The organism is Actinoplanes regularis, assembly GCF_900188005.1.
GTDB lineage: Bacteria > Actinomycetota > Actinomycetes > Mycobacteriales > Micromonosporaceae > Actinoplanes > Actinoplanes regularis.
Map to the genome: position 1 here is coordinate 1 of NZ_FZNR01000031.1, position 23,227 is coordinate 23,227.

14 protein-coding genes are annotated in these 23,227 nt (G+C 65.9%); 10 read left to right on the forward strand and 4 right to left on the reverse strand.

Translation table 11 applies throughout. From position 1 onward, the window contains the following. Positions 1-317: 317 nt before the first annotated feature. The 4 genes from CHC09_RS41125 to ltrA all read left to right on the forward strand — a co-directional run bounded on the left by CHC09_RS41125 (position 318) and on the right by ltrA (position 4,379). Entirely contained in the window at positions 318-848 is a 531-nt protein-coding gene (locus tag CHC09_RS41125) for an NADAR family protein (protein WP_179277500.1), read from the forward strand. 323 nt (positions 849-1,171) lie between these two features. Next, positions 1,172-1,507: a DUF1990 family protein gene (locus CHC09_RS41130; RefSeq protein WP_179277501.1), complete on the forward strand. Its 336-nt coding sequence runs from the start codon at positions 1,172-1,174 to the stop codon at positions 1,505-1,507. A 14-nt stretch (positions 1,508-1,521) separates the two neighbouring features. Further along, positions 1,522-1,848, forward strand: a complete 327-nt coding sequence (locus tag CHC09_RS41135) for a hypothetical protein (protein ID WP_089298752.1) — start codon at positions 1,522-1,524, stop codon at positions 1,846-1,848. Between the two features lie 725 nt (positions 1,849-2,573). Continuing rightward, positions 2,574-4,379 carry a group II intron reverse transcriptase/maturase gene (ltrA, locus tag CHC09_RS41140; protein WP_239138936.1) on the forward strand — a complete coding sequence of 602 codons (1,806 nt, stop codon included), beginning with the start codon at positions 2,574-2,576 and terminating at the stop codon, positions 4,377-4,379. A 151-nt stretch (positions 4,380-4,530) separates the two neighbouring features. Here ltrA and CHC09_RS41145 read toward each other — a convergent pair whose 3' ends face one another. The 4 genes from CHC09_RS41145 to CHC09_RS41160 form a co-directional block, all read right to left on the reverse strand. Further along, positions 4,531-5,172 carry a hypothetical protein gene (locus tag CHC09_RS41145; RefSeq protein WP_089298695.1) on the reverse strand — a complete coding sequence of 214 codons (642 nt, stop codon included), beginning with the start codon at positions 5,170-5,172 and terminating at the stop codon, positions 4,531-4,533. Between the two features lie 77 nt (positions 5,173-5,249). Then, positions 5,250-5,591 carry a transposase gene (locus CHC09_RS41150; protein ID WP_089298696.1) on the reverse strand — a complete coding sequence of 114 codons (342 nt, stop codon included), beginning with the start codon at positions 5,589-5,591 and terminating at the stop codon, positions 5,250-5,252. A gap of 194 nt (positions 5,592-5,785) precedes the next feature. Beyond that, positions 5,786-6,913, reverse strand: a complete 1,128-nt coding sequence (locus CHC09_RS41155; protein ID WP_089298754.1) for an IS701 family transposase — start codon at positions 6,911-6,913, stop codon at positions 5,786-5,788. Positions 6,914-7,158: 245 nt separating this feature from the next. Beyond that, positions 7,159-8,286, reverse strand: coding sequence for an IS701 family transposase (locus CHC09_RS41160; protein WP_089298754.1), 1,128 nt, complete (start codon positions 8,284-8,286; stop codon positions 7,159-7,161). A 138-nt stretch (positions 8,287-8,424) separates the two neighbouring features. Here CHC09_RS41160 and CHC09_RS41165 point away from each other — a divergent pair, with 138 nt between their 5' ends. The 6 genes from CHC09_RS41165 to CHC09_RS46950 all read left to right on the forward strand — a co-directional run bounded on the left by CHC09_RS41165 (position 8,425) and on the right by CHC09_RS46950 (position 23,224). Next, a complete protein-coding gene (locus CHC09_RS41165; RefSeq protein ID WP_203833409.1) occupies positions 8,425-9,261 on the forward strand; it encodes an IS5 family transposase in 837 nt (278 codons plus the stop codon). Positions 9,262-9,862: 601 nt separating this feature from the next. Further along, a complete protein-coding gene (locus CHC09_RS45870; protein WP_143232867.1) occupies positions 9,863-10,219 on the forward strand; it encodes a hypothetical protein in 357 nt (118 codons plus the stop codon). Between the two features lie 456 nt (positions 10,220-10,675). Continuing rightward, a complete protein-coding gene (locus CHC09_RS41170; RefSeq protein WP_089298697.1) occupies positions 10,676-20,647 on the forward strand; it encodes a discoidin domain-containing protein in 9,972 nt (3,323 codons plus the stop codon). A 96-nt stretch (positions 20,648-20,743) separates the two neighbouring features. Next, positions 20,744-21,526: a pentapeptide repeat-containing protein gene (locus CHC09_RS41175; protein WP_179277502.1), complete on the forward strand. Its 783-nt coding sequence runs from the start codon at positions 20,744-20,746 to the stop codon at positions 21,524-21,526. Between the two features lie 116 nt (positions 21,527-21,642). Beyond that, the gene (locus CHC09_RS41180; RefSeq protein ID WP_089298699.1) at positions 21,643-22,098 is read left to right on the forward strand and encodes a hypothetical protein; all 456 of its coding nucleotides are present in this window, start codon (positions 21,643-21,645) and stop codon (positions 22,096-22,098) included. A 961-nt stretch (positions 22,099-23,059) separates the two neighbouring features. Beyond that, positions 23,060-23,224, forward strand: a complete 165-nt coding sequence (locus tag CHC09_RS46950) for a hypothetical protein (protein WP_179277503.1) — start codon at positions 23,060-23,062, stop codon at positions 23,222-23,224. Positions 23,225-23,227 lie beyond the last annotated feature (3 nt).

Here is a 23,227-nt window from a genome sequence, read left to right on the forward strand (position 1 = left end):
TTCCAGACGGCAGCACCGACGACCCCCAGGAGAGTCGGGTTGCGCACTTCAGCCCCCGAAAGCTAAGCCTTTCGCCCGACGTATTCTCATGCCGCTGATAATGCGCGGTTTCGAGGTAGTGCACTTCGCGGGCGACTGCGCTGGGCGCGGAGAGCCGGCGGGCGGTTACGGGGTACAGACCCACCGATATGATCGCAGTACGAGGGCCATGCCGTTGCTGGCCGGCCGGGATGGGTGGGTGCCGTAGCGCCGGAACCGCCCGTGCGGCGTCACTGATCGCGGACTGCGTGTCGTACCCCGGCCGTAGTGTGCCGGCCGTGACCACGATAGAAGATCGCCTGTACTTCTTCTCCGGCTCGGCGGACCGGCTTCCCGGGAAGGGAGCCCACGAGCGAGTCGCCGATGCGGCCTGCTATGCAGAGTTGGCGGGCGTGCGGCACTGGCGGCGGATGCTGTCGAACTTCTGGCCGGCGCAGTTCACGCTGGGCGGGCGCACCTATCGCACGGTCGAGCACGCGTTCCAAGCGGCGAAGGTCGCCTTGGTGGACGCAGGGCTGGCCGGACAGTTCGCGCTGGAAAGCGGCGCCGAACTGGCCCACGGCGACGGCGCCACGGCACGCCGGCACCGCAAGCTCGTGCTGCTCGACGACGAGCACCTGCGCCGGTGGGACCAGCTCAAGAACACGGTGATGCGCGACGCGATGCACGCCAAGTTCAGCGGTCACGAGCCGCTACGCGCCGTGCTGCTGGCGACCCGGTCGGCGCAACTGTGGCACGGCACCGGCCGCGGCCAGCCACCCGCACGCATCCACGACCTGGAAGCCATCCGCGACGCGCTGCGCCGTTGAACCGGCTCCGACACGCTCACCCGCCCGGCCGCAGAACACATCGACCAGGCTGGCGCCGTGAGCTGCACCAGCGCCGGAACCATCTCGCCGAAGGCCTCCGCCCCGACAAGCAGCCCGGCCCCGACCGCTTCGCGGTAGCCGTCCTCGGCGAAGTGTAGTGCGAGTTCCCGAACCTACCTGGACGACCGCGTGAACGACGCTCTGGCCTGCGAGTCTTACTCTCCTGCCGCCAATCGTGCGGGCCGGTCGGCCTACTCCCGTCACCGCCGTGCAGGCGGTGCCAAATACTCTCCGCGCGGCAGTTCGCCTGCCAGAATCGTGTAGTGCTCGGGCTCAGCTACGACGTCGTCGGGCAGACGCGCCCAGCGCAGGAACGCTGGCTCGAGCGGCCGGCCGGTTATCGCTGCTTCGAGCGATCGGTGTGCCTTGGCAAGGGAGCTGAGCTGTGGCAGGCGGTGGCCGTGGCCGTGCTGACCTGGCAAATCAAGATTCGCAGCGGCTTCCGTGTCGAGCCGGCCGCCGGCGGCGTCAAGGCACGCCGTGGCGCACAGTACGAACTGGTCGCCAGGATCGGACCGTTGACGGTTCGTGAGCCGGTGCAGGAGGTGCCGCCCGCTGAATGCCCGATCCCGGAGCTTCCTCCGAGGGGCGTCCCGTGATGGATCATGTGGTCATGGCAGAGATCGTCGAGATTCACGTTCCGCTGGTACCGACTGAGGGCCTTGCTCCCGGCGCCTATCCGTTCCCGTGGATCGATCAGGTAGAGGATCTTCTGGCCGGTTTGGAGGAGGAAGGCACGGTCGAGGTGTACGACGACGGTGAAGAGTATGGCGATGTCTACATCTTCTTCATCACCGGAGCGGACGAGGCCGCCCTGTTGTCGGCGGCCTCGCGTGTGGCGGTTCTCGGCGGGGTACCGGCCGGCACATTCGCGATTATCACCGACGACGAAGCGTCAGAGTTCGGAATGGGACGTCGAGTCGACCTACCGGTCCCTTGAGTTGATCCTCCACCGATGCGACCAGGGAAGGTCATCAGCGGACGGCCTGAGTCGCGGAGACCGGACCTCTTCCGGATTTGCCGTTGCGACACGATGTCGCACTTTGCGAGTGGACTCGCAGTTAGGAGGACCGGCGTGATGTCGGTGGTGTAGTCCCGGGCGCGTGCTTGCTGCCTGGCCCCGCCCTTGGCGTGCGCTGCTGGTAACGGTGGGGTGCGAAGCCCGAGGGGAAAGCCGGAGGAGTCCTCGTCCCCTCGAGGGGGCCACGGGTGAGGGGCAGACCGGACGGGTGAATTGCGTGAACCCTCGTTGATGCCTCGTAAAACGGAACTCCGCGCGGTGGGATGCATGGGCGGGGTGCAGGGACAGGCCGTTGTGATGCGGCAGGCGCTGGTCGGGCACGGCATTCGGCCAGGAGAGCACCGCTGGTCCCCGGGGTAGAGAGGGCACCCAACCCGGTCGTGACTCGTGAGTGTGGAACGTGGAAACCCCGACGGGGTCCGCCCGCTTCGGTGGGTGGTAAGCCGACCGTGAGGAAGGCCCAGCTCCCCGGGCGGGAACAGGATGACCCGAGAAGCGAATGCCGGTGGCCGAAAGGCGACAGGAAACCAAGGGCCGTGTCCTGGTCCTTCTACCAGGGGTTCTTGGATAACTGGCCGGATACCGGGCCCGGGTGCCCGGCTGCGGAAGCAGGCTGACGCGGGTCAGGTGAGCCCGTGAAAGAGATGATGACGACGAGGCTGGAACCGAAGGACAAGTTGGACACTGTTGCGGCCTCGGCCGTGGTGGTGAACGGACCGGAGGACGTCCTCGACTGGCACGCGATCGATTGGCGTGCCTGCGAGGGACACGTACGGCGTCTGCGTCAGCGGATCTTCACGGCGTCGCAGGCGCAGGACCACAAGCGGGTCCGGAATCTGCAGAAGTTGATGCTCCGCTCCCGGTCGAACACGCTGTTGGCGGTCCGGCGGGTCACGGAGGTCAACGCTGGGCGTTTGACGGCGGGCGTGGACGGCAGGATCGTCCTCGACGGCCAGGACAAAGCCGCGCTGGCGGACGTTATCCAGCGTCGGCAGCAACCCTGGCAAGCCCGTCCAGTCAAACGGGTGTCTATCCCGAAAGCGGACGGCCGACGCCGGCCGCTCGGCATTCCCGTGATCGTCGACCGGGTCCTGCAGGCTCGGGTGACGGCCGCGTTGGAGCCGGAATGGGAAGCCCGGTTCGAGCCGAGATCGTATGGGTTTCGGCCCGGACGCAGCTGTCTGGACGCGATCCAGGCCATCTTCTCAACCGTCAAGGGCCGTAATCCGGTCCGGCGGTGGGTGCTGGACGCGGACCTGAAAGCGGCGTTCGACCGCATCGACCACTCTCATCTGCTCGGTCAGCTCGGCGGGTTCCCCGCCAGGGAACAGGTCGCAGACTGGCTGACCGCTGGGGTGGTCGAGCAGGGCCGGTTCACCCCGACCGAGGAGGGAACTCCTCAGGGCGGGGTGGTCAGCCCGCTGTTGTTGAACGTCGCGCTGCACGGGATGGAACACGCCGCCGGGGTCCGCTACCGCACCGTCGGTTCCGACGGTGCGGCCAGCGTCCCGGGCAGCCCGGTGCTGATCAGATACGCCGATGATTTCGTCGTCTTGTGCCGGACCAGGAACGAGGCGATGCAGGTCAGAGCACGGCTGGCCGCGTGGCTGACACCGAGGGGTCTGGCGTTCAACGAGGACAAGACCCGCGTGGTCGACCTCGACGAGGGCTATGACTTCCTCGGGTTCAATGTCCGCCGCTACCGTGGTCTGCTGCTGATCAAACCGAGCAAGACGGCGGTCAGACGGATCCGGGAACGGCTACGCACCGAGGTGCGTGCACCGCGCGGCAGCAACGCCGCCGCGGTGATCGCCCGGCTCAACCCGATCATCCGGGGCTGGGCGGCCTACTACCGGACGGTGGTGTCCAGCGAGATCTTCACCATGCTGGACCAATACCTGTGGAAACTGGTCTACAAATGGGCCAGGCACAGCCACCCGAACAAGCCGACGAGCTGGGTCGTCGCCCGCTACTTCGGCATGTTCAACAGGTCTCGGCAGAACAAGTGGGTCTTCGGTGACCGCGACAGCGGCGCCTACCTGCAGAAATTCGCCTGGACCAGGATCGTGCGGCACCAGCTGGTCCCCGGCACCGCGTCGCTCGACGATGCGGCGCTGGCCGACTACTGGAACACCCGACGGCGACGCCCGAGGATGCAACCCCCGGTCGACCGCACCACCCAGCAGCTGCTCGACAGCCAACAGGGCCGGTGCCACTACTGCGGGGAGTTCCTCCTGCACTCCGACCGCCCACCACAAACCCCACGAGAATGGGAACAATGGTACGGCGGCCTGCGGAAAGCTGTGGACCACAACGCCATCAGCCTACGACAGGACGGCAGCCCTCACGATCCGCGACTCCGTCTGCTGCACACCCACTGCCACCGCCGGGCGACCGGCAAAACGGCAGGCCAGAACACTGCACGCCAGCGGCCCACAGGGCTTGCTTGAGCCGTGTGCCGGGAAACTGGCACGCACGGTTCTGAGGGGGCGGCGGCGCAGCAATGCGCCGTCGCTACCCGGCCCCACGCGGGCGGTGACCTGTGCAATCGTTACGCTCCGTACGACTCGCCAAGAGTCCGGGACACGCTCTTGCTTGATGTCAGTGCGTTCCGGCATCGTCTGAGATGCCTAGCCACGGGTCCGCCCGTAGGGCGGCAAGGGTCTCCAGGTTGTATTCGGTGGCAGTCGCAATGAGTGCCTCCAGGGCCGGGAACTCCTCCACGCCCGCTTGAGTCAGCCAGCACACCCGAGGCGGCGATACGAGGTCGAGCAGGACGACGCTCAGGCTCGATTCGGCCGCACCGATGACGAGGTAGCGATCGCGGGAGAGTCCGAACTGCCAGCCGCTGCCCTCGTCGTACGCCTCGGCGATCACCCAGGCTTCTTCGGTCGCCGGCCCGTCGAGCAGCTCTCGGATCGGGAACAGGTCCGTCTGCCCGTCGAGTCCGATCCAACCATCGCAGTAGGTCAGAAACTCCGCATGTGACGGGGGCAGGTTGACGCGCTGCCTGAGCGCATCCAGTTTCGAAGGGCCCGCGACCGGGTTGGGACCGCCGTGCCGAAAGATCGCATGAACGTCGGCCAGTTCGACGTCGCGGTCGACGGCTGCCGCCCAGCCCATCACATCTCGAACCGTGAGCTCCATGCCAGCCCCGTTGTCAGTAGCCGTCAGCCGCGCCACGGCGGCACGTCGGATCGATGATCCACCCTTGCGGGCGTACCAGGCGAACATGATCCGCATAAGTAGCCACGATCCGCGCGCCACGGAGCGTCACGGCCGGCCAGAATCGACCGATGCGTACTCGTGCCGAGATCAGTTCATCTCCGCTGTTCGTGGCCCTTGGGGCGACGTCCTCCCGGCTGGTGGCGGCGTCGAACCCGCGCAAGGCTGACGAAGCCGTCGTGGATGTTGAGGCGACGCTCCCAGCGCACGGCGAATCGGCGGAACTGATGAAGCAGGGCGAAGGTCTGCTCGACGACGTAGCGCAGTTTGCCCAGACGCTTGATACCGGGAGTCTTAGGCTTCGGGTTGATCGGTTCGGTGCCGCGGTCGCGGCAGGCTTGCCGGAAGGCCTCGCTGCTATAGCCCTTGTCAGCCAGCAGGGTCGTGAAGCGGCGCCGGGGCCGGCCCGGCCGGTCGGCGATCGATGACGTGCGCAAACGTGAACTATCCCCTTAGTACTGCAACGGCACTTATCGGAGTGGGTAGCCGCGGCGTTTGTAGTGGCTGAGGCGGGCTTGGTGCTGGCGTCGTCGTCGCCAGCGTGACCACCACCAGATGTGTTTGGGCTGGTGACGGCGGACGAACAGTGCGGCGAGGAGGCGCCGGATCTCCGGTACCGTGTAGCCGATCATCATGTCGTCACTGCTGCTGTTTGCTCTGCTGCGGTCAGCGTTCGGGCGACGACGAGCCAGGCGTAGGCGGCCATCGACAAGGTTATGTGGGCGTACCAGGCTCGCCAGTCGCGGACCTGGTACTCGTCGAGGCCGGCTTGTCCCTTGGCCTGCTGGAAGCATTCCTCGACCGCCCACCGGGTCCCGGCGATGCGGGCCAGGTCCATCAGCCTTGTCTTCCTCGGTCCGTAACAGACGTAGTAGGCCAGCTCACCGGTGCTCATGTTGCGACGGGCGAGTAGCCAATGCCCGCGGCCAGGACGCCAGAACACCCGGATCGGTACTCGTGCCCACCAGTATTCGCGAGGTCCGTGAGCACCGGGTCCGGCCGAGATTCTCGACCAGGCCCGGCCTGGCAGGCCGGCGATCAGCTCGTCGACCCGGGCCCGGCCCATGTCGGTGGTGACCACGTCGTCGTTGCAGCGGGTGGCCACCACATGCGGCTGGTCGTGTTCCTCCAGCCAGACTCGCAACGATTTCGACTGCCCGTAGGCCTCGTCCATCGTCACCCACGCCGCCGGCACTCCCGCGGCGAACGCCTGCTCCAGCATCTGCCGGGCCATCTGCACCTTGGTCGCGAAGCCGACCTCGTCCGGGATCCCGGACGCCCGGCAGCGGTCCCGGTCATCGGTCCACGCCGCGGGCAGATACAGCTGCCGATCGATCAGCGCGTGTCCGCGGGCTGATCGGTAGGCGAGAAAGACGCCGATCTGGCAGTTCTCGATTCGTCCGGCCGTTCCCGAGTACTGCCGGGCCACACCCGCCGACTTCACGCCCTTCTTCAGGAAGCCGGTGTCGTCGATGATCAGCACACCTCGAGGGTCGCCGAGGTGCTCGATCACGTAGTCACGCACCTCGTCGCGGACGGCGTCGATGTCCCAGTCAGCCCACCGCAGCAGCCGTTGCATCCCGTCCGGTGACAGGTCACCGGCCTGCTCGGCCAGGGTCCAGCCGTTCTTGCGGTCGAGACCAGCGACCAGCCCGGACAGGTACTGCCGGGCCCGCCGCCGCGGCTCAGACCGGGTGAACCGGTCTGCGAACCGGGCATGCAACCGGTCCAGCTCACCCGACCACTGATCAACCTCGATCGCCGTCACGCACCACTCAACGATCCGATCATCGATACGTTCCGCCAGCTGAGTGCCGTTGCAGTATTAGTACTGCAACGGCACTTATCGGAGTGGGTAGCCGCGGCGTTTGTAGTGGCTGAGGCGGGCTTGGTGCTGGCGTCGTCGTCGCCAGCGTGACCACCACCAGATGTGTTTGGGCTGGTGACGGCGGACGAACAGTGCGGCGAGGAGGCGCCGGATCTCCGGTACCGTGTAGCCGATCATCATGTCGTCACTGCTGCTGTTTGCTCTGCTGCGGTCAGCGTTCGGGCGACGACGAGCCAGGCGTAGGCGGCCATCGACAAGGTTATGTGGGCGTACCAGGCTCGCCAGTCGCGGACCTGGTACTCGTCGAGGCCGGCTTGTCCCTTGGCCTGCTGGAAGCATTCCTCGACCGCCCACCGGGTCCCGGCGATGCGGGCCAGGTCCATCAGCCTTGTCTTCCTCGGTCCGTAACAGACGTAGTAGGCCAGCTCACCGGTGCTCATGTTGCGACGGGCGAGTAGCCAATGCCCGCGGCCAGGACGCCAGAACACCCGGATCGGTACTCGTGCCCACCAGTATTCGCGAGGTCCGTGAGCACCGGGTCCGGCCGAGATTCTCGACCAGGCCCGGCCTGGCAGGCCGGCGATCAGCTCGTCGACCCGGGCCCGGCCCATGTCGGTGGTGACCACGTCGTCGTTGCAGCGGGTGGCCACCACATGCGGCTGGTCGTGTTCCTCCAGCCAGACTCGCAACGATTTCGACTGCCCGTAGGCCTCGTCCATCGTCACCCACGCCGCCGGCACTCCCGCGGCGAACGCCTGCTCCAGCATCTGCCGGGCCATCTGCACCTTGGTCGCGAAGCCGACCTCGTCCGGGATCCCGGACGCCCGGCAGCGGTCCCGGTCATCGGTCCACGCCGCGGGCAGATACAGCTGCCGATCGATCAGCGCGTGTCCGCGGGCTGATCGGTAGGCGAGAAAGACGCCGATCTGGCAGTTCTCGATTCGTCCGGCCGTTCCCGAGTACTGCCGGGCCACACCCGCCGACTTCACGCCCTTCTTCAGGAAGCCGGTGTCGTCGATGATCAGCACACCTCGAGGGTCGCCGAGGTGCTCGATCACGTAGTCACGCACCTCGTCGCGGACGGCGTCGATGTCCCAGTCAGCCCACCGCAGCAGCCGTTGCATCCCGTCCGGTGACAGGTCACCGGCCTGCTCGGCCAGGGTCCAGCCGTTCTTGCGGTCGAGACCAGCGACCAGCCCGGACAGGTACTGCCGGGCCCGCCGCCGCGGCTCAGACCGGGTGAACCGGTCTGCGAACCGGGCATGCAACCGGTCCAGCTCACCCGACCACTGATCAACCTCGATCGCCGTCACGCACCACTCAACGATCCGATCATCGATACGTTCCGCCAGCTGAGTGCCGTTGCAGTATTAGTGAGTGTTTGAGAGTGCTGTCGCACGGCGTGTCCCTGGCTTGGGTGTAGGCGGTCCGAAGCTGATCTGGTGGAGCGTGAGCGTCGATATCCGTCGGACCTGACCGATGAGCAGTGGGAGATCGTGGAGCCGATGCTTCCGTTGATCAAGTCGCCGGGGCGGATCCCGAAGCACCCACGCAGGGCGATGGTCGATGCGATCTTGTACGTGGTCCGTAGCGGCTGCTCGTGGCGTCAGTTGCCGATCGATTTCCCTCCCTGGCAGACCGTGTACTGGCAGTTCCAGCAGTGGGAGAAACGCCAGGTCACCGAACGCATCGTTGAGGAACTACGCGAACAGCTACGCCTGGCCGAGGGCCGCGAGGCCGAGCCGTCGGCCGGCGTCATGGACTCGCAGTCGGTCAAGGCAGCCGACACGGTCGGCAGCGACACCCGCGGCTACGACGCTGGGAAGAAGATCAACGGCCGGAAACGGTTCATCGTCACCGACACTCTCGGCCTGCTGGTCGTGGTCTGCGTGATGTCGGCGTCGTGGCAGGACCGCGACGGCGCGAAGACGACCCTGCTCAGCACCTATCTGTTCTCGCCGATCCGGCACGTGTTCGCCGACCAGGGCTTCGCCGGTCGGCTGGTCGGCTGGGCCGCCGAAACGCTCAACACCACCGTCGAGATCGTCCGCAAGCCCGCCGACCAGCGCGGGTTCGTCGTACATCCGAAGCGGTGGGTCGTCGAGCGCAGCTATGCCTGGTTGACCGCGCACCGTCGCCTGGCCCGCGACTACGAACGTGATCCCGCGGTGTCCGAGGCCTTGATCCGCTGGGCCGCGATCAACACCATGGTCCGCCGCCTCGACCGCGGCCGACCCGCCATCCGCCAGAGCCGCCGAACATTCAACACGCCCGGATAACAGTCCTCTCAAACACTCACTTAGAGGATCAGATGCCCTCTTAGCAGCGTCGGCCATCATGGCGAGAGGGCTGTCCTCTCCGGCTTCGATTCCGAGCCGCCTCAGTTCTTCATAGGCCCCGGTATCTCCGCCTCGGGCCAGCCCTGCCAGCATCTCCGCTCTGACGCAGGGGGATTCGCGGTGGCCGGTGACAGAGGAATCGGCGCACAAGCACCGTGGGTCCACAGGAGGGGGAGGCTGGATGGGGTCCACCAGCGACAGCGGCGGCTTTGGGGCGCGAGAGGCGGATCCAGAGCGGCTGACCTGGGACATCCGGGTATGGGAGGCCGTAGGGCGGGCTGGCTTTCGTGGCAAGCTTTGGGTTGAACTCGTCGATCAAAGTGTTTCGGTATGCCATGCCGCGGATGCGGTCGGCCATCGGTAGCGGACTGATCTTTCAGTGGCGCCGGCAGCACAAGCCAATCATCAATCTGCGCCGACCGGATATGTGACTCCAGGAAGATTAAGAGGAGCTTGCAGCAGATGCTCTTGCCAAGGCCGTGCGCGGTTCGAGGACGACGCGCGTGCCGACCGAGGGCGGTCACCGACTGGCGGTTCCACGATGAGCATTTTCTTTCTGCGGATCTGCATCGGCGAATCCCCTAATCAGTTCCGAGCCCTGCTGCGAGACCAGGAAGGTCATCAGAGCGTCGAGCTCACCGCGGAGACCGTTGTTCCTTCGGGGCCGGGACCAGGCGAAGCGATCGTCGCCTTCGATGAGGCGAAACGAGCCCTGGACGGTCTCGCGCCTCCGCAGCGCAAGGCCCTGCTAGCCAGAGGCAATGCTGCGGAAGTCCGTACTCAAGCAGCAATGTGGACCTTTGCTGCGCACATAGGATTGATGCGGTTTTGGGAGGTTCTCGTCGGCTACGGGTCAACTGTCAGCGCAGGCGCTTCTGTGTCGAAGCAGTGTCGTTAGCGTCGGATGTCCCTTCTCTGTGTGCCGCGCCGGCGAGAAGTCGTCCAGGCTCACAGCGACCTCAAAGGGAACTCGAATAAATCTCACAGCTCGATCTTGAAAGTTGCCGCTCTGTACCAGAGGATCGATCCACTTAGCTTCTTCGATCTTGGTCGGCGGGGGTTGGCTGTGAGCGATCGACGGGAACGCATTCGTTTGTCACCAGATAGGTGGCAGAACCGAACCCGGGAGCGGCGTCGGTTCATCGCCGCCTCGGTGGCCGCGACCGTAGTCGCGTCCATCTTGATCGGATTCCCGGGCGCGGCGTCAGCCGATCCGTCCGGCGGATCTCGCAGCTCCCCGATACAGAAGGTGGGATCGGCTGCCGGTCGGGAGCATGAGGTCACTGCGGCGGAGACCGCGGCCCGAGGCTCGAAGCCTAACGGTGCGCCGGAACTTCCCCCGGGAACCGACAACGTGGTCGGTCAGGAGGAATCGTATCCCGACCCTCCGACGGTCGACGGCGCGCAGTGTGTCGACTGTCCTGCCGGCACACAGCCGCAGCGGGTCGAGCCCGGTGCGAAGGCGGCCAAGACTGCCGAGGATGCCGAGCAACCTGCAACGGCGCTGCAGCCGGTTGCAGGCGAAGAGGTCACCGGCTTCGAAGAGGGGAAGTCGCGGGAGCTGGTCGAGGAACGCACTCCGACCTCTACGGTCTTCGCGAACCCGGATGGAACCAAGACCGCTCGGCAATTCTCCGAGCGTACCTACGCCCGCGACAAGACCGGCGCCATGGTGCCGATCGACACCCGCCTGACTCGCGGGGCCGACCGCCGGTTCCGGCCGGCGGCCGCGATGGATGTCTCGTTCGGCGACGTGGCCACCGAGGACGGCCTGGCCACGCTGACCCTGGAATCCGGCATCGAGGCAGGATTTGGCGTGGCCGGCGCCGCCCCGGTCGACGGCGCGGCGACCGGCTCGGAGGTGCATTACCCGGAGATCCTGCCCGGCTCGGACCTGGTCGTCACCGCCACCCGGGACGGGTTCAAGGACGAGCTGATCATCAAATCCGCAGAGGCTCCCACCCGGTACCTGTTCCCGCTCCGTCTCAAGGGATTGACCCCGGAACTGCCGGAGGGCACCTGCCGGGTGAACCTGAAAGACGCCGAAGGCCAGATCCGGGCGAGTATCCCGCCCGGATTCATGTTCGACTCGAAGCCCGACCCGAAGACCGGGACCGGCGTGCGGTCCAATGACGTGGTCTATCAGCTGCTCAAGGACGGCGACAGCTGGCAGCTCGAAGTCACCCTGGACGCCGAGTGGTTGCGAAGCCCGCAGCGGGTCTACCCGGTCACCGTCGACCCCCCGCTTGCTCTGCGCGACACCGTCTACCAGGACACCTTCGTCTCCAGCAAGGACTTCGCCAACCGCGACAACAGCTCGGAGACCTTCCTGAAGGTCGGCACGTACAACGGTGGTTCTGAGAAGGCTGCCTCTTACCTCGGCTTCTATCAGACCCAGTACAGCCTGAAGCAGCGCTACATCGTGGGTGCCGCGCTCAGCCTCTACCAGGTGTGGGCGCCGACCTGCACGAACGTCACCATGACGGTTTACCCGGTGACGGCCTATTGGGCGCCCTGGAGCAGTAACTCGCAGAAGTGGCCGGGTCCCGCCTATTCGACCGACTCGCTCGGTTCGAAGGCGTTCAACCGCGGTGGCAGCTGCACGAGCAAGGCGATGGGCTGGGAGACGATCACCCTCGACGCGGCTGAGCTGACCGAGTTGCTGGACAACAACCACGACTGGTACGGCTTCACCCTGCGTTCGTCGTCCACCGACAACAAGGCCGAGAAATGGTTCCGCTCCGCCGAAGGCGCGGGCGGCGCCGCCCCGTTCCTGGATCTGTACTACTCCGAGGTTGCGGCTTCCTACTCGCTACCCAGCATGGCGTTCGACCCGGCGGTGAGGCCCGATCGGGCCGGTGAGATCGACATCCGGGCGAAGAACCTCGGCGTCGTGATCTGGACACCGACCAACGGCTACCAGGTCACCGCGGACGTCTACAACAGCGCGAACCAGCTCTCCGAGTTCAAGATGATGAAGCCGAGCTCGCAGATCGACCCGCTCGAGGCCGGCACATTCACCTTGCAGGTCAGAGCCCTGCCCGCGGGAACCTACCGGGTGGTGCTGGACCTCGTCGGGCCCAACGGTCTCGCCAGTGAACGCGGCGTTCCCACGTTGACGTTCTCCTTCAAGGTCCTCCCGAACTCTCCGCCGGAGATCCTGTCCTTTCATCCACCGAACAACGCGCAGGTCAATACGCTGCGCCCGACGTTGTGGGCGCAGTACTACGACCCGGACAGTGCCCCGGACGTGGCCCACTACTGGTTCGAGGTGTGCAACGGCACTTACGACGCCCCGGTCGACTGCATAGACACCGACTGGATCACGTCATCGACGTATACCGTGCCAGCCGGCAAATTCGCCTGGGGGAAGACGTCGTTCTGGTACGTCGCGGTCTACGACGGCACGAACATGACGTATTTCGAGGGGCCCTACGCCGTGACGCCGGTGGTGGCGCAGCCTCCGGTCACCTCTCATCTCGCGACGGCGTCCGAGAACGCCGCCGTACCGGGAGTCAATCCACAGGTCGGCAACTACTCGTCGAGCGTCGTCGACGCATCGGTGCCGGTGCCCGGACCACCGCTGGAGATCCGGCGGACGTACAACTCGCAGGACTACCGCAACAGCGGGCCCAACAGGAACCTCGCTCTCGGTCGGGCGGTCTCCGGGTCGGCGGCCTGCGCCGGTACCCAGACCCCGGCGGAGGCCGTCAACGGCAATGTCGCCGACAAGTGGTGCTCCTCGGCGGCCAGCCCGTATCTGCAGGTGGACCTCGGTGCGCCTCGGACAATGTCGTCGTTCGTGGTGCGTCATGCCGGCGCCGGCGGCGAGTCGGGTCAGTTGAATACCAAAGACTTCAATATCCAGATCTCTCTCGACGGCACTCAGTGGAAAGCGATCGCCACCGTCAGAGGCAACACCGCCAACGTCACGACCAGCACCATCAATGCGATGGCGGCGCGGTACGTCAAACTCAACATCACCACCCCCACGCAGGGTAGTGACACGGCCGCCCGGATCTACGAGTTCGAGGTCAACGGCTACACGGACAACAACATCGCCCTCGACCGAGCGGCCTCCGGGTCGACGGCCTGCACCAGTACCGACACCCCGGCGCAGGCCGTCAACGGCAATGCCGCCGACAAGTGGTGCTCCTCGGCGGCCAGCCCGTATCTGCAGGTGGACCTCGGTGCACCCCGGACCCTCTCGTCGTTCGTGGTGCGTCATGCCGGCGCCGGCGGCGAGTCGGATCAGCTGAACACCAAGAACTTCAACATCCAGACCTCCCTCAACGGCACCTCGTGGACCACGGCCGCCACCGTCAGCGGCAACACCGCCAAAATCACGACCAGCACCATCGCGGCGCAGACGGCGCGTTACGTCAAACTCAACATCACCACCCCCACACAGGGTAGTGACGCGACCGCCCGGATCTACGAGCTCGAGGTGAAAGGCAGAACCGGCGCCTTCGGCGGTAGCTGGTCGACACCACTGGACCAGACCGTCGCCACCGACCCGGACGGCAGCGGCAACGTGGTCGTCACCTTCGAGTCAGGACGGCAGGCGCGATTCGGGCGCAACGCCAACGGCACCTATACCTCGCCACTGGGTCAGTCGGTCTCGTTGGTGCGAGGAACTTCGAACTGGACCCTGCGCGATTCCTCCGGTGAGAAGCGGATCTTCGACAACCTGGGCAACCTGACCAGCATCGTCAACGCCGCCGGCCAGACGCAGACCCTCACCTACACCGCCGGGCAAGCCACCAAGATCACCGATGGGGCGAGCGGCCGTTCTCTCTATCTGACCTGGGTCGACGGCAAGGTGGCTCAGGTCACGACCGACGCGCCGTCCGCCGGTGCCGCACCGTCGACCTGGAGATACACCTACGACGGCAACAACCTGGTCCAAGCCTGCAACCCACTCAACGCCTGTACCAGCTACCTCTCGGCCCCCTCGTCGCATTACCGATCCGTAGTGCTCGACGACAACCCGGTCGCCTACTGGCCGATGACCGAGACGAGCGGAAGCTCCGCGGCGAACCTGACCGCGACCAAGCCCGGCGAACTCAACGCCACCTACAGCAAGGTGACCCTCAATCAGGCGGGCGCGTTGCAGGGCACCAGCGACAGAGCGGGCACCTTCACCGGCGCGAACAGCAGCGCCATGATGCTGCCGGACAATCTGCTGACCTCGACCATGGCGTTCACCGTCGAACTGTGGTTCAAAGCAGCCTCCGGCTCGACCGGCGTCCTGTACGGCGAGCAGAACACCACACTCGGCACCACACCCAAGCGCTGGAGTCCGGCGCTCTACGTCGGCACCGACGGCAAGCTGCACGGCAGGGCCTGGGCGACCGGCGGAACCCAGACGGTCTCGGCGGCCCGGGTTGACAACGGCACCTGGCACCACGCCGCCATCGCCGTCAACCTCGACAGGCAGGACATCTACCTCGACGGCGTCCGGATCGGCGGCTTCACCGGATTCCAGGTGTATCGCTCCGACCTGAGCAAAGCCACGATCGGTAACGGCTACACCAACTCGTACGCCGGCGGCTCGACCGGATACCTGCCATTCACCGGCCAGATCGACGACGTAGCGGTCTACCGGCACCCGCTCGGCGAATTGCAGGTCGCCGGGCACTACGCCGCCCGGACCGCCTCGGCACGACTGTCCGACGTGACACAGTCCACCGGATACGTCTCCACCCACCTGACCTACAACCCGAACTCCGGCCGACTCGCGACGATCCGTGACAACGACGGCGCCACCTGGACCCTCACACAACCCGTACTGGCCACCGGCGTGCACCGGGTGGCCCTGTCCTCCGAGGATCGCGACTCGGTCACCTATACATACGACGCCGTACACGGTGACCGGCTGTCCCAGCGCTCCACGGACGCAGGAACCGAGAGCTGGGAATACGACGCGAACGGCTTCGCCTTCAAATACATCGACGCCAACAGCCGCGACAAGTATTTCTTCCGCGACGCGCGCGGCAACGTCGTCGACGAGACGGTGAACCAGTCTTTGGTCACCAGATGGAAGAGTTACGGCTACTACTTGAACACCGCGGACCCGCTCGATCCGCGCAACGACAAGCTGATCTGGCAGTCCGGTACTCGCACCGGCTGGGACAAGGACCCGCGAAACCGCATCCGGTACGACCTCGACACCGCCGGCCGAACCACGACGGTCACCTATCCGACGCCCGCAGGACCTCCCACCTCACCCACGGAGAAGGTCTCCTTCACCACCGGCACGGAGGCCGCGCTCGGCGGCGGCGTGATGCCCGCAGGTCTGCCTCGCACGACCACCAACAAGCTGGGCGGCGTCACCACCAATTCGTACAACAGCAAGGGCGACCTACTGCGGGTGATCAACCCGATCGGCCTGACCAGCGACTACGGCTATGACCTGCTCGGTCGCCGGATCAGCCGGACCGACAGCGCAGCGATCGGCGGCGCGACGGTCACGTACGGCACCTGGACCACCGAATTCGACCCGCTGTCGCGGGTGACCCAGGAGACCGCGCCGGGGGTCGTCAACCCGGTGACCGCAGCGACCAACACCCAGCAGACCCGATACACGTACTCCGTACCCGGTGGTCAGCTGGAGCAGAAGGTGATCGCGGACATCACCGGAGGCGACCCGGCCCGCACCTGGACGTACCACTACGACGCTGCCGGCCGACGCACCGAGGAGACGAGCCCGGACGGCGCCACCGAGAAGCGGGTCTGGAACACCGCCGGTGACGTCGCACAGATCACCAAAGCCAACGGCCTGGTCCTCGACTACCGGTACGACGACAACCGGCGCCTGCTGGAGACCGTCGCCTCCGGCACCGGCGTCGACCCGATGGACCCCGGCAGCACACACCTCGTCGTCGAATCCCGGGCCTACGACCCGGCCGGTCAACTCGCCTCGATGACCGACGCGATGGGCCGGGAGACCGCCTACACCTACTACAACGACGGCCAGAAGGAGACGGCCAAACGGGTCCGCCGGGACGCGGAAGGCGAGATCGTCTCCGCCACCGAGCTGGAGCATTACGAATACGACTTCGGCGGCAACATCAGCCGGGTCACCCAGGCAGGCGGTGTGGTCTCGGACTACGACTACGACGACGCCGGACTGCTGAACAGGGAGACCCTCGATGCCGCAGGCGTCGCCCGCACCACGGTGCGCTCGTTCGCCGCGGACGGTTCAACCGTGACCGAGCGCTCCACCAACGGATACACCTTCGCCGCCGGGTTGACCTCGGAGCAGCCTTATCTGTCTTCCGCCGGTGGCTCACTTGTCGACAACGCCGGCTATCGGTATGCCGACGGCAGCGCAGCCATGACCTACAAGTTCACCTTCCCGGCCGACACGGCCACCGCACAGATCTCGCTGGAGGTCCGCAACCAATACCTGATCCAGTTCAGCCCGGACAACAAGACGTGGACGGAGAAGAAGCGCGAGACCAACAACGTCCGGACCGGCGAGAACCGAGTCCAGTGGTTCTCCAACATCACCTCTGACGTCGCTCAGAGTAAGACCCTCTACGTCAAGATCGGCGACAGTCAGCCGGCCGACGGCTGGGGAGGGGCACTGTCCCGGGTCGCAGTCGAGTTCGAACGCACCGGCCAGAAGGGCACGAAGACCTCCTACGCATACGACACCAACGGGAACCTGACCACCACCACCGTCGACAATTCCGGCTCGACACCGGCCACCCTCGTCGCCACCAACCAGATCGACCCACGCGGGCTGGTCACGAAGACCACCGACCCGGCCGGCATCACGACCGTCAACACCTACGACGCGCTCGGCCACCTCAGCACCACGACCGGGGCGGCCCGCACAGTCTGGACCGACGGGGTCCGCACCGACGGGGTGACCCCGGTCACCACGTACGGCCGGAACACCTTCGGCGACGTGACGCAGCTCAAGGACGCGACCGGCGCGGTCACGACGTCGGCATACGACGCGATGGGCCGGGCCACCGCCGTGACCCTGCCCGCCTACTCACCGGCGCCCGGCACCACGATCGTCCCGACGACCAGGACCACGTACGCCACCGACGGCCAGCCACTGACCACGACGGACCCGCTGGGCCATACCACGACCAACGAATATGACCCGTACGGTCGGCTGGCCTCGATCACCGGCGCCGACCCGGACGGTGATGGACCCAAGCCGCCGCCGGTCGAGCGATACACATATGACCGGGTCGGCGAGAGGCTGACCACGAAGGACGCAACCGACGCGGTCACCTCCGCCACCTACGACGACCTCGGCCGCCAGATCACCAGCACGGTCGGGGACCGGCAGACCGGCACGTTCTTCATCACCCGGCTGGGCCGCACCGACGCCGGTCTGCTCAGCAGCACTACCACACCGCTCGGCCACCAGACCCGCTACGAATACAACAAAGCAGCCGAACAGACTGCGGAGATCGACCCGACCGGCGTGCGGCGGGAGACCCGCTACGACGGGCTCGGCAGAGTGGTCGCCGAGATCACGGGCGGCACCCGGGCCACCAGCTACCAGTACGACGCGGCCGGTCGGCAGGTCGCGCAGGCCGATCACACCGTAAGCGGCGGCGTGCTATCGGCCGCGCTGCGACAAACCGCCGCCGCCTACGACCAGGACAGCCGTCCCACGGTGGTGACCAGCGCCGCCGGTCGCATCACCAAGTACGGATACGGCCCCGGGCCCGACCCCACCTCGGTCACCGAGACCGCCGCCACCGGCACCGATGTCTCCGTCAGCCTCGGCTACGACGCGATGAACCGCCGCACCCGGATGACGGACGGCAACAACAACACGACCGACTACCTCTACAACTCCTGGGGCGCCCGCGTCGCGACGCGGGAGCCCGGACCCGAGGCCGAGGCCCAGCGCACCTGGATCGAGATCTACGACGCGGCCGGCCAACCGATCGCCGAGCAGACCCCGGACGGCATCAGCCGCAGCCGCAGATACGACGGCCTCGGCCGAATCGTCGAGGAGACAGGCGGCGGCGCCGGAGTACAGACCGCCACTCGGTACGTCGACTATGACGCACTGGGACGCCCTGTGGAGATCGGCGGCCCAGGCGCCGCTCGTACCTACCAGTACGACGATCGGGGCCTGCTGCGCAGCGCCACCGACGGGGGAGTGACCACAGAGTACGGCTACAACGACGACGGCGAACTGACCAGCCGTACCGATCCGTCCGGTACCGGAGCCTTCGCCTACGACGACGCGGGGCGCCCCAAGACGATCGACGACCCGCTGACCTCCCAACAAGCCAAATACACCTACACGTCCGCCACCGGCGACCTAGCGAAGATCACCTACGGCGCCGGCGCGCCGGCGCGGACCTATCAGTACGACTCGCTGGGCCGCCCAGCCACCGAGACGGTCACCGCGCCCGTCGGAGGAACCACCTTCAGCACCAGCTATGCCTACGACGATGACGATCTGGTGACCTCCCGCACCGTCACGGGAGTTGCCGGTGCGGGTATCAGGAGCTTCGGGTACGACGGTCTGGGCCGGCTCACCTCGTCGACCGGGCCCGACGACGTCAAGGTCACCTACGGCTATGACGGGGCCTCCAACCGCACCACGGAGACGAGCCCGAAGGGCACCCGAACCTACAACTACAACTCCCGCAACCAACTCGTCACCGCCACCGGCGGCGGTGAAGCGGACCTGGCCAACACCTGGTCGGCAGGCGGGAACCTCCTCACCGCCTCCCTCGGCGAAGCGGTCACCACCTATCGATACGACGGCTTCGACAAGCCGGTACAGGTCCAGCAACCCGGCACCACCATCAACTACACGTACGACTCGCTCGGCCGCCTGGCCGAACGCAACGGGATAGCCGTCCGCTACGCCGACCTGACCAACAACCCCGTCCGAGTGCCGACCTCGACCGGCGAGGCTGCACTGTTCCGCGACCCCGTCGGCAACCCCCTGTCCGAACAACAGACCGGTCCGGCCAGGACACTGGCCGTCGATCCGATCCACGGCGACACCCTGGCCGCACTCGACACGAGCACCGGATCAGTCGTGGCGAGCCGCAGCTACGAGCCTTACGGCGAGGTCGCCGCAAGCAACGGCGAACTCGCCACCGGATATCAAGGCGGCTGGACCGACCCGGCCACCGGTCAGGTCAACGCCCTAGCCCGCTGGTACGAGCCCGCCCAGGCAGGCTTCACCACCCGCGACCCGCTGACGCTCACCCCGGACCCGACCTCGCAGAGCAACCGATACGCGTACGCCAACGGCAGCCCGGCCACCTATGACGACCCCAGCGGCCACTGCCCGATCTGCGCTGTCCCGCTCGGCGAACTGGCTGCCTATGCACTCGGCGCCCTCGTCGCCTACGCCGCCGTCGACTACTGGGCGAAGTCGGGCGCTGCGGAGAACGCGATCCGCTCGCTGTACGCCATCGGCAACGCCAGTGTCACAGCGATGCTCGACGGCATGCACGCCGCCGGCACCTCGGCGGTCGACACTCTCCAAGCGCTGTACAACGCATTCCCCACCGACCTGCGAGTCGTCTCGATCGCGGCGCCGGTGCTCGGATATACCCCGATCGTCGTCGTGGCACCGGCCGCCGGCACCGCAGCCGGCACGTACGCAGACTCGGTCCCCGCCACCACACCCACGGTCGAACCGGTGGCGATCCCGAGTATGGGCGAGACCCTCGGCAACATCCCCATCGCAACGACGATCGCCTTGCTGCCCGCCGGACAGTTCGTCCAAAACACGGCGACGGTGGCGACACCGGCCGCGCTCCGAATTCCGTCGATCGTGGTGGCCGAGGCCGACGCGAGCCAGGCAGCCAATGCCGCAGTGGCCACCGGCGGTCTCATAGACGGAACCAAGACCGCTGCGGCCGCGGCGATCCTCGCGGCGGTGGTCGGCTCCGGCGGGGGCAACGGCCCGCAGTGCGATAGCGAGGAGGAGGCCGCACGCAAGATCGTCGAGGAGATGGCTCAGACGGTCGCCGACCAGGGAACTGCCGTCCTCGATTTGGACATCACACCCGCACAGTGGGAGAGGATCAATGAGCCGGACAACTTCTGGCGGATCTGGTGGGCACGCGGGCACATCGTCCATCAGCAGACCGCTGATCGGCTGAGGGATGAATACGGGGACCGGTTCGATTACAACCGGAACAAAGGCCCCGACTTTTTCGACAACCTGACCCAGAAGTGGATCGAACTGACCACCCCGGGAGAGGTCGCGGGCCATAAGCGCAAAGGCCGGGACAAGAAGCTTCCCGGGTACGATCCGAAGTACTCGACCTGCGCGTACGCCACCTACAAGTGGCCGAAGCAGGGCGAGTAACCGGCCGACTGAATCCGCACGCCGGGGCGGCACGTCCGTCGCCCGGCGAACGTCTCTGGGTACAGTGTCCATCGGCAGCAGAAGATGGGTGGAAGCATGGGACGAGTCGTCGTCAAGCATGAACATGTGGTGGGCGCCGACTACTCAGGGCTGACGCTCGACAAGTTCAGCGCGGAGGGATCCACCTTCGAAGGTTGCGTGTTCGACCGGAGCAAGGTCGCCGATGCCGGCTTCGGGTCGGGAATGGAACAGTCCCAGTACATCAACTGCTCCTTCGACCGGGCGTCGCTGACGTCGCTCGGCGGCTACACCCGCTTCATCAACTGCACCTTCCGGAACGCGCGCTTCGCCGGCTGTATCGCGAACTACCTGGAATTCGTCGGTTGCACCTTCACCGGCCGGATCACCGCGCTGACGATGTACGGTGCCTTCCCCTCTGCCGAGAACCGATACCGATCCGTGGTTGCATCCCTGGCTCGGCAGGGTAGATCTGAGCCGCCCGGCTACCGAAGACTGGCGCTGCGCGAGCGTAACGAGATCCGGGACAACGACTTCACCGCAGCGGAGCTGATCGACGTCAACTTCCGGTTCGGTGTCGATCTGACAGCTCAGAGACTCCCGGCCGGCGACGACTACCTGTACCTGCCGGATGCCGAGACCACGCTCCTGCGCGGCCTCGCCACGTTGGAACACGACTCCTCGCCCACCGCCGAGTCTGCGGTGCGCTACCTCAGAATCCTGCTGGACAAAGAGATCGGCACCGGGCAGCGCCAGCTCCTGCTGCGCGCCAAGGACTACGAGCGTAAGAAGGTCATTCCGCCGCACATTCAGCTGGCGGTGGATGTTCTCCGCACCAAGGCTGCGACAGGGCCGTACTGACCTCGGAGACCCGCCGAACCGGACTCGGTCCTGACAATGGGTTGGCTGAAAACGCCGAAAACGCCCCCACTGTAGTCCGCTGGTGTGACAGTTGGGCTGCGGTGAGCGTGGCGGGGGTGAAGGTCGGGCTGCTGATCTGCGGTGTGTGCGGGCGCTGGATGGAGGGTCACTGGGTGAACCAGCGGGCCGGGATACCGCTGCCGGCACCGCCGCACCACCGCGAACGCGACACGACCGTGGACGAGTCGCGCCGGGTGTACTGGTCACAGGCCCGGATCGTTGAGGAGGCCACCGGAGCCGACGGCGGTGCACTGACAGGCTTTGCCGACGCCGGCCCGCTGGCGGCGTGGCTCCGGGCCTGCGACACGGTGCTCGTGTGCGGGACCAACAGGGTCGCGATCGAAGATCCCGCATCCGACCGGTCGCAGCCGGATGTCATGCCGACGGGCGAGGCCCTGGCGAACGGTCAGCTCATCCTGCCGATGACGACCGGACGGGCTCCGCCGTCAGGCCTGAAGAAACCCATCGGGAAGCGGGAAACAAAACCCCCATCGAGATCCAGAAGAATGTGAATGATCTCTTTGGGAGTTAACGTGTTCGGGCCTCGAACGAGTGATTCGATAGCCCAGTCGGTATGGGCCGCAGATCAGCAAATTTTCTTGTTTCCCCTGGCTGGGGGCGTAGAGGTCCAATGTACGTTCTATTCAAATGTACTGTGGTCGGCGTGTTAATTCGATTTCTCTCTAAGGGTCATGATTGCCCTCTTGGGTCATTCGTCGTACGATCCTGCTCGCGATGTCTAGCCGGCTCGCCGGTGATCCCGGCGGTCGAGGTAGTGGATGCATCGCCCGATAGAGCGATGTGCGTTGATTGAAAACCTTGGCCAAACCGTGCTCCTGAGATGACACTCCCTTATGGATTTATCGAGCTTCTGGTAGAAGAGGGCCTACCAGCTCCATTGCGGATATTCGAACGTAGGTGGGCGGCGCGCTAAGACGCCCGTTCTTTCGGTGGTGCCGCTCACGCGAGCGACACCACCGCTCCCTCGGGCGGGGAGGCGCGTCTCTGCTCGGCGGTCTGTTGGCCGGAAGGTGGGTCGGTGGCGGGGCAGGAACTAGCTGTCATCGTTGCGATGGTCTTCGTTCTGTTAATCGAACTGAGGAGATGTGAAAGCATCTGATGAATCAGTAAGCCTGCCTTCTTGGTTGCTTTCGCTCCCTTCATTGTCGTGTCCCCTATGGTTTAGATGTTGCTGTTGCTAGGTGTGCCGAACTTTGGATAGGGGGCTGGCTATGGAATTGAGTGAGCTGATCGAGTCAAGTGCAACATTCTTATTGCGTCATGTTCACTGTAACCGTGCAGGCATGACAAGCAAATGCTGCCGTCGGAATATGTTTCTGGCGGCCTGCTGATCCGCAATTCTAGACGATAAAAAGGTAGAAAGCTATGCCAATTATCCTCACGCCTCCACCGGATACGCCAAAGGAAGGTGGCGGATCTCAATCCCTTGAAAGAGCTCCTCGGTGGATATTGATGGCCCTGATGGTTCTCGTCGCCACTCTGGTCGGTGGTGTCGCCGGGCTCCTGGCATACGCCGGGGGAGCGTCGGCACCGAACGCTATCCTCGCCGGTGGCGCTGCGTTCGCCCCAGCCATCAGCATCCTGCTAGCCGTCGCGCACTTCCTCGGCCGTAACTGACAC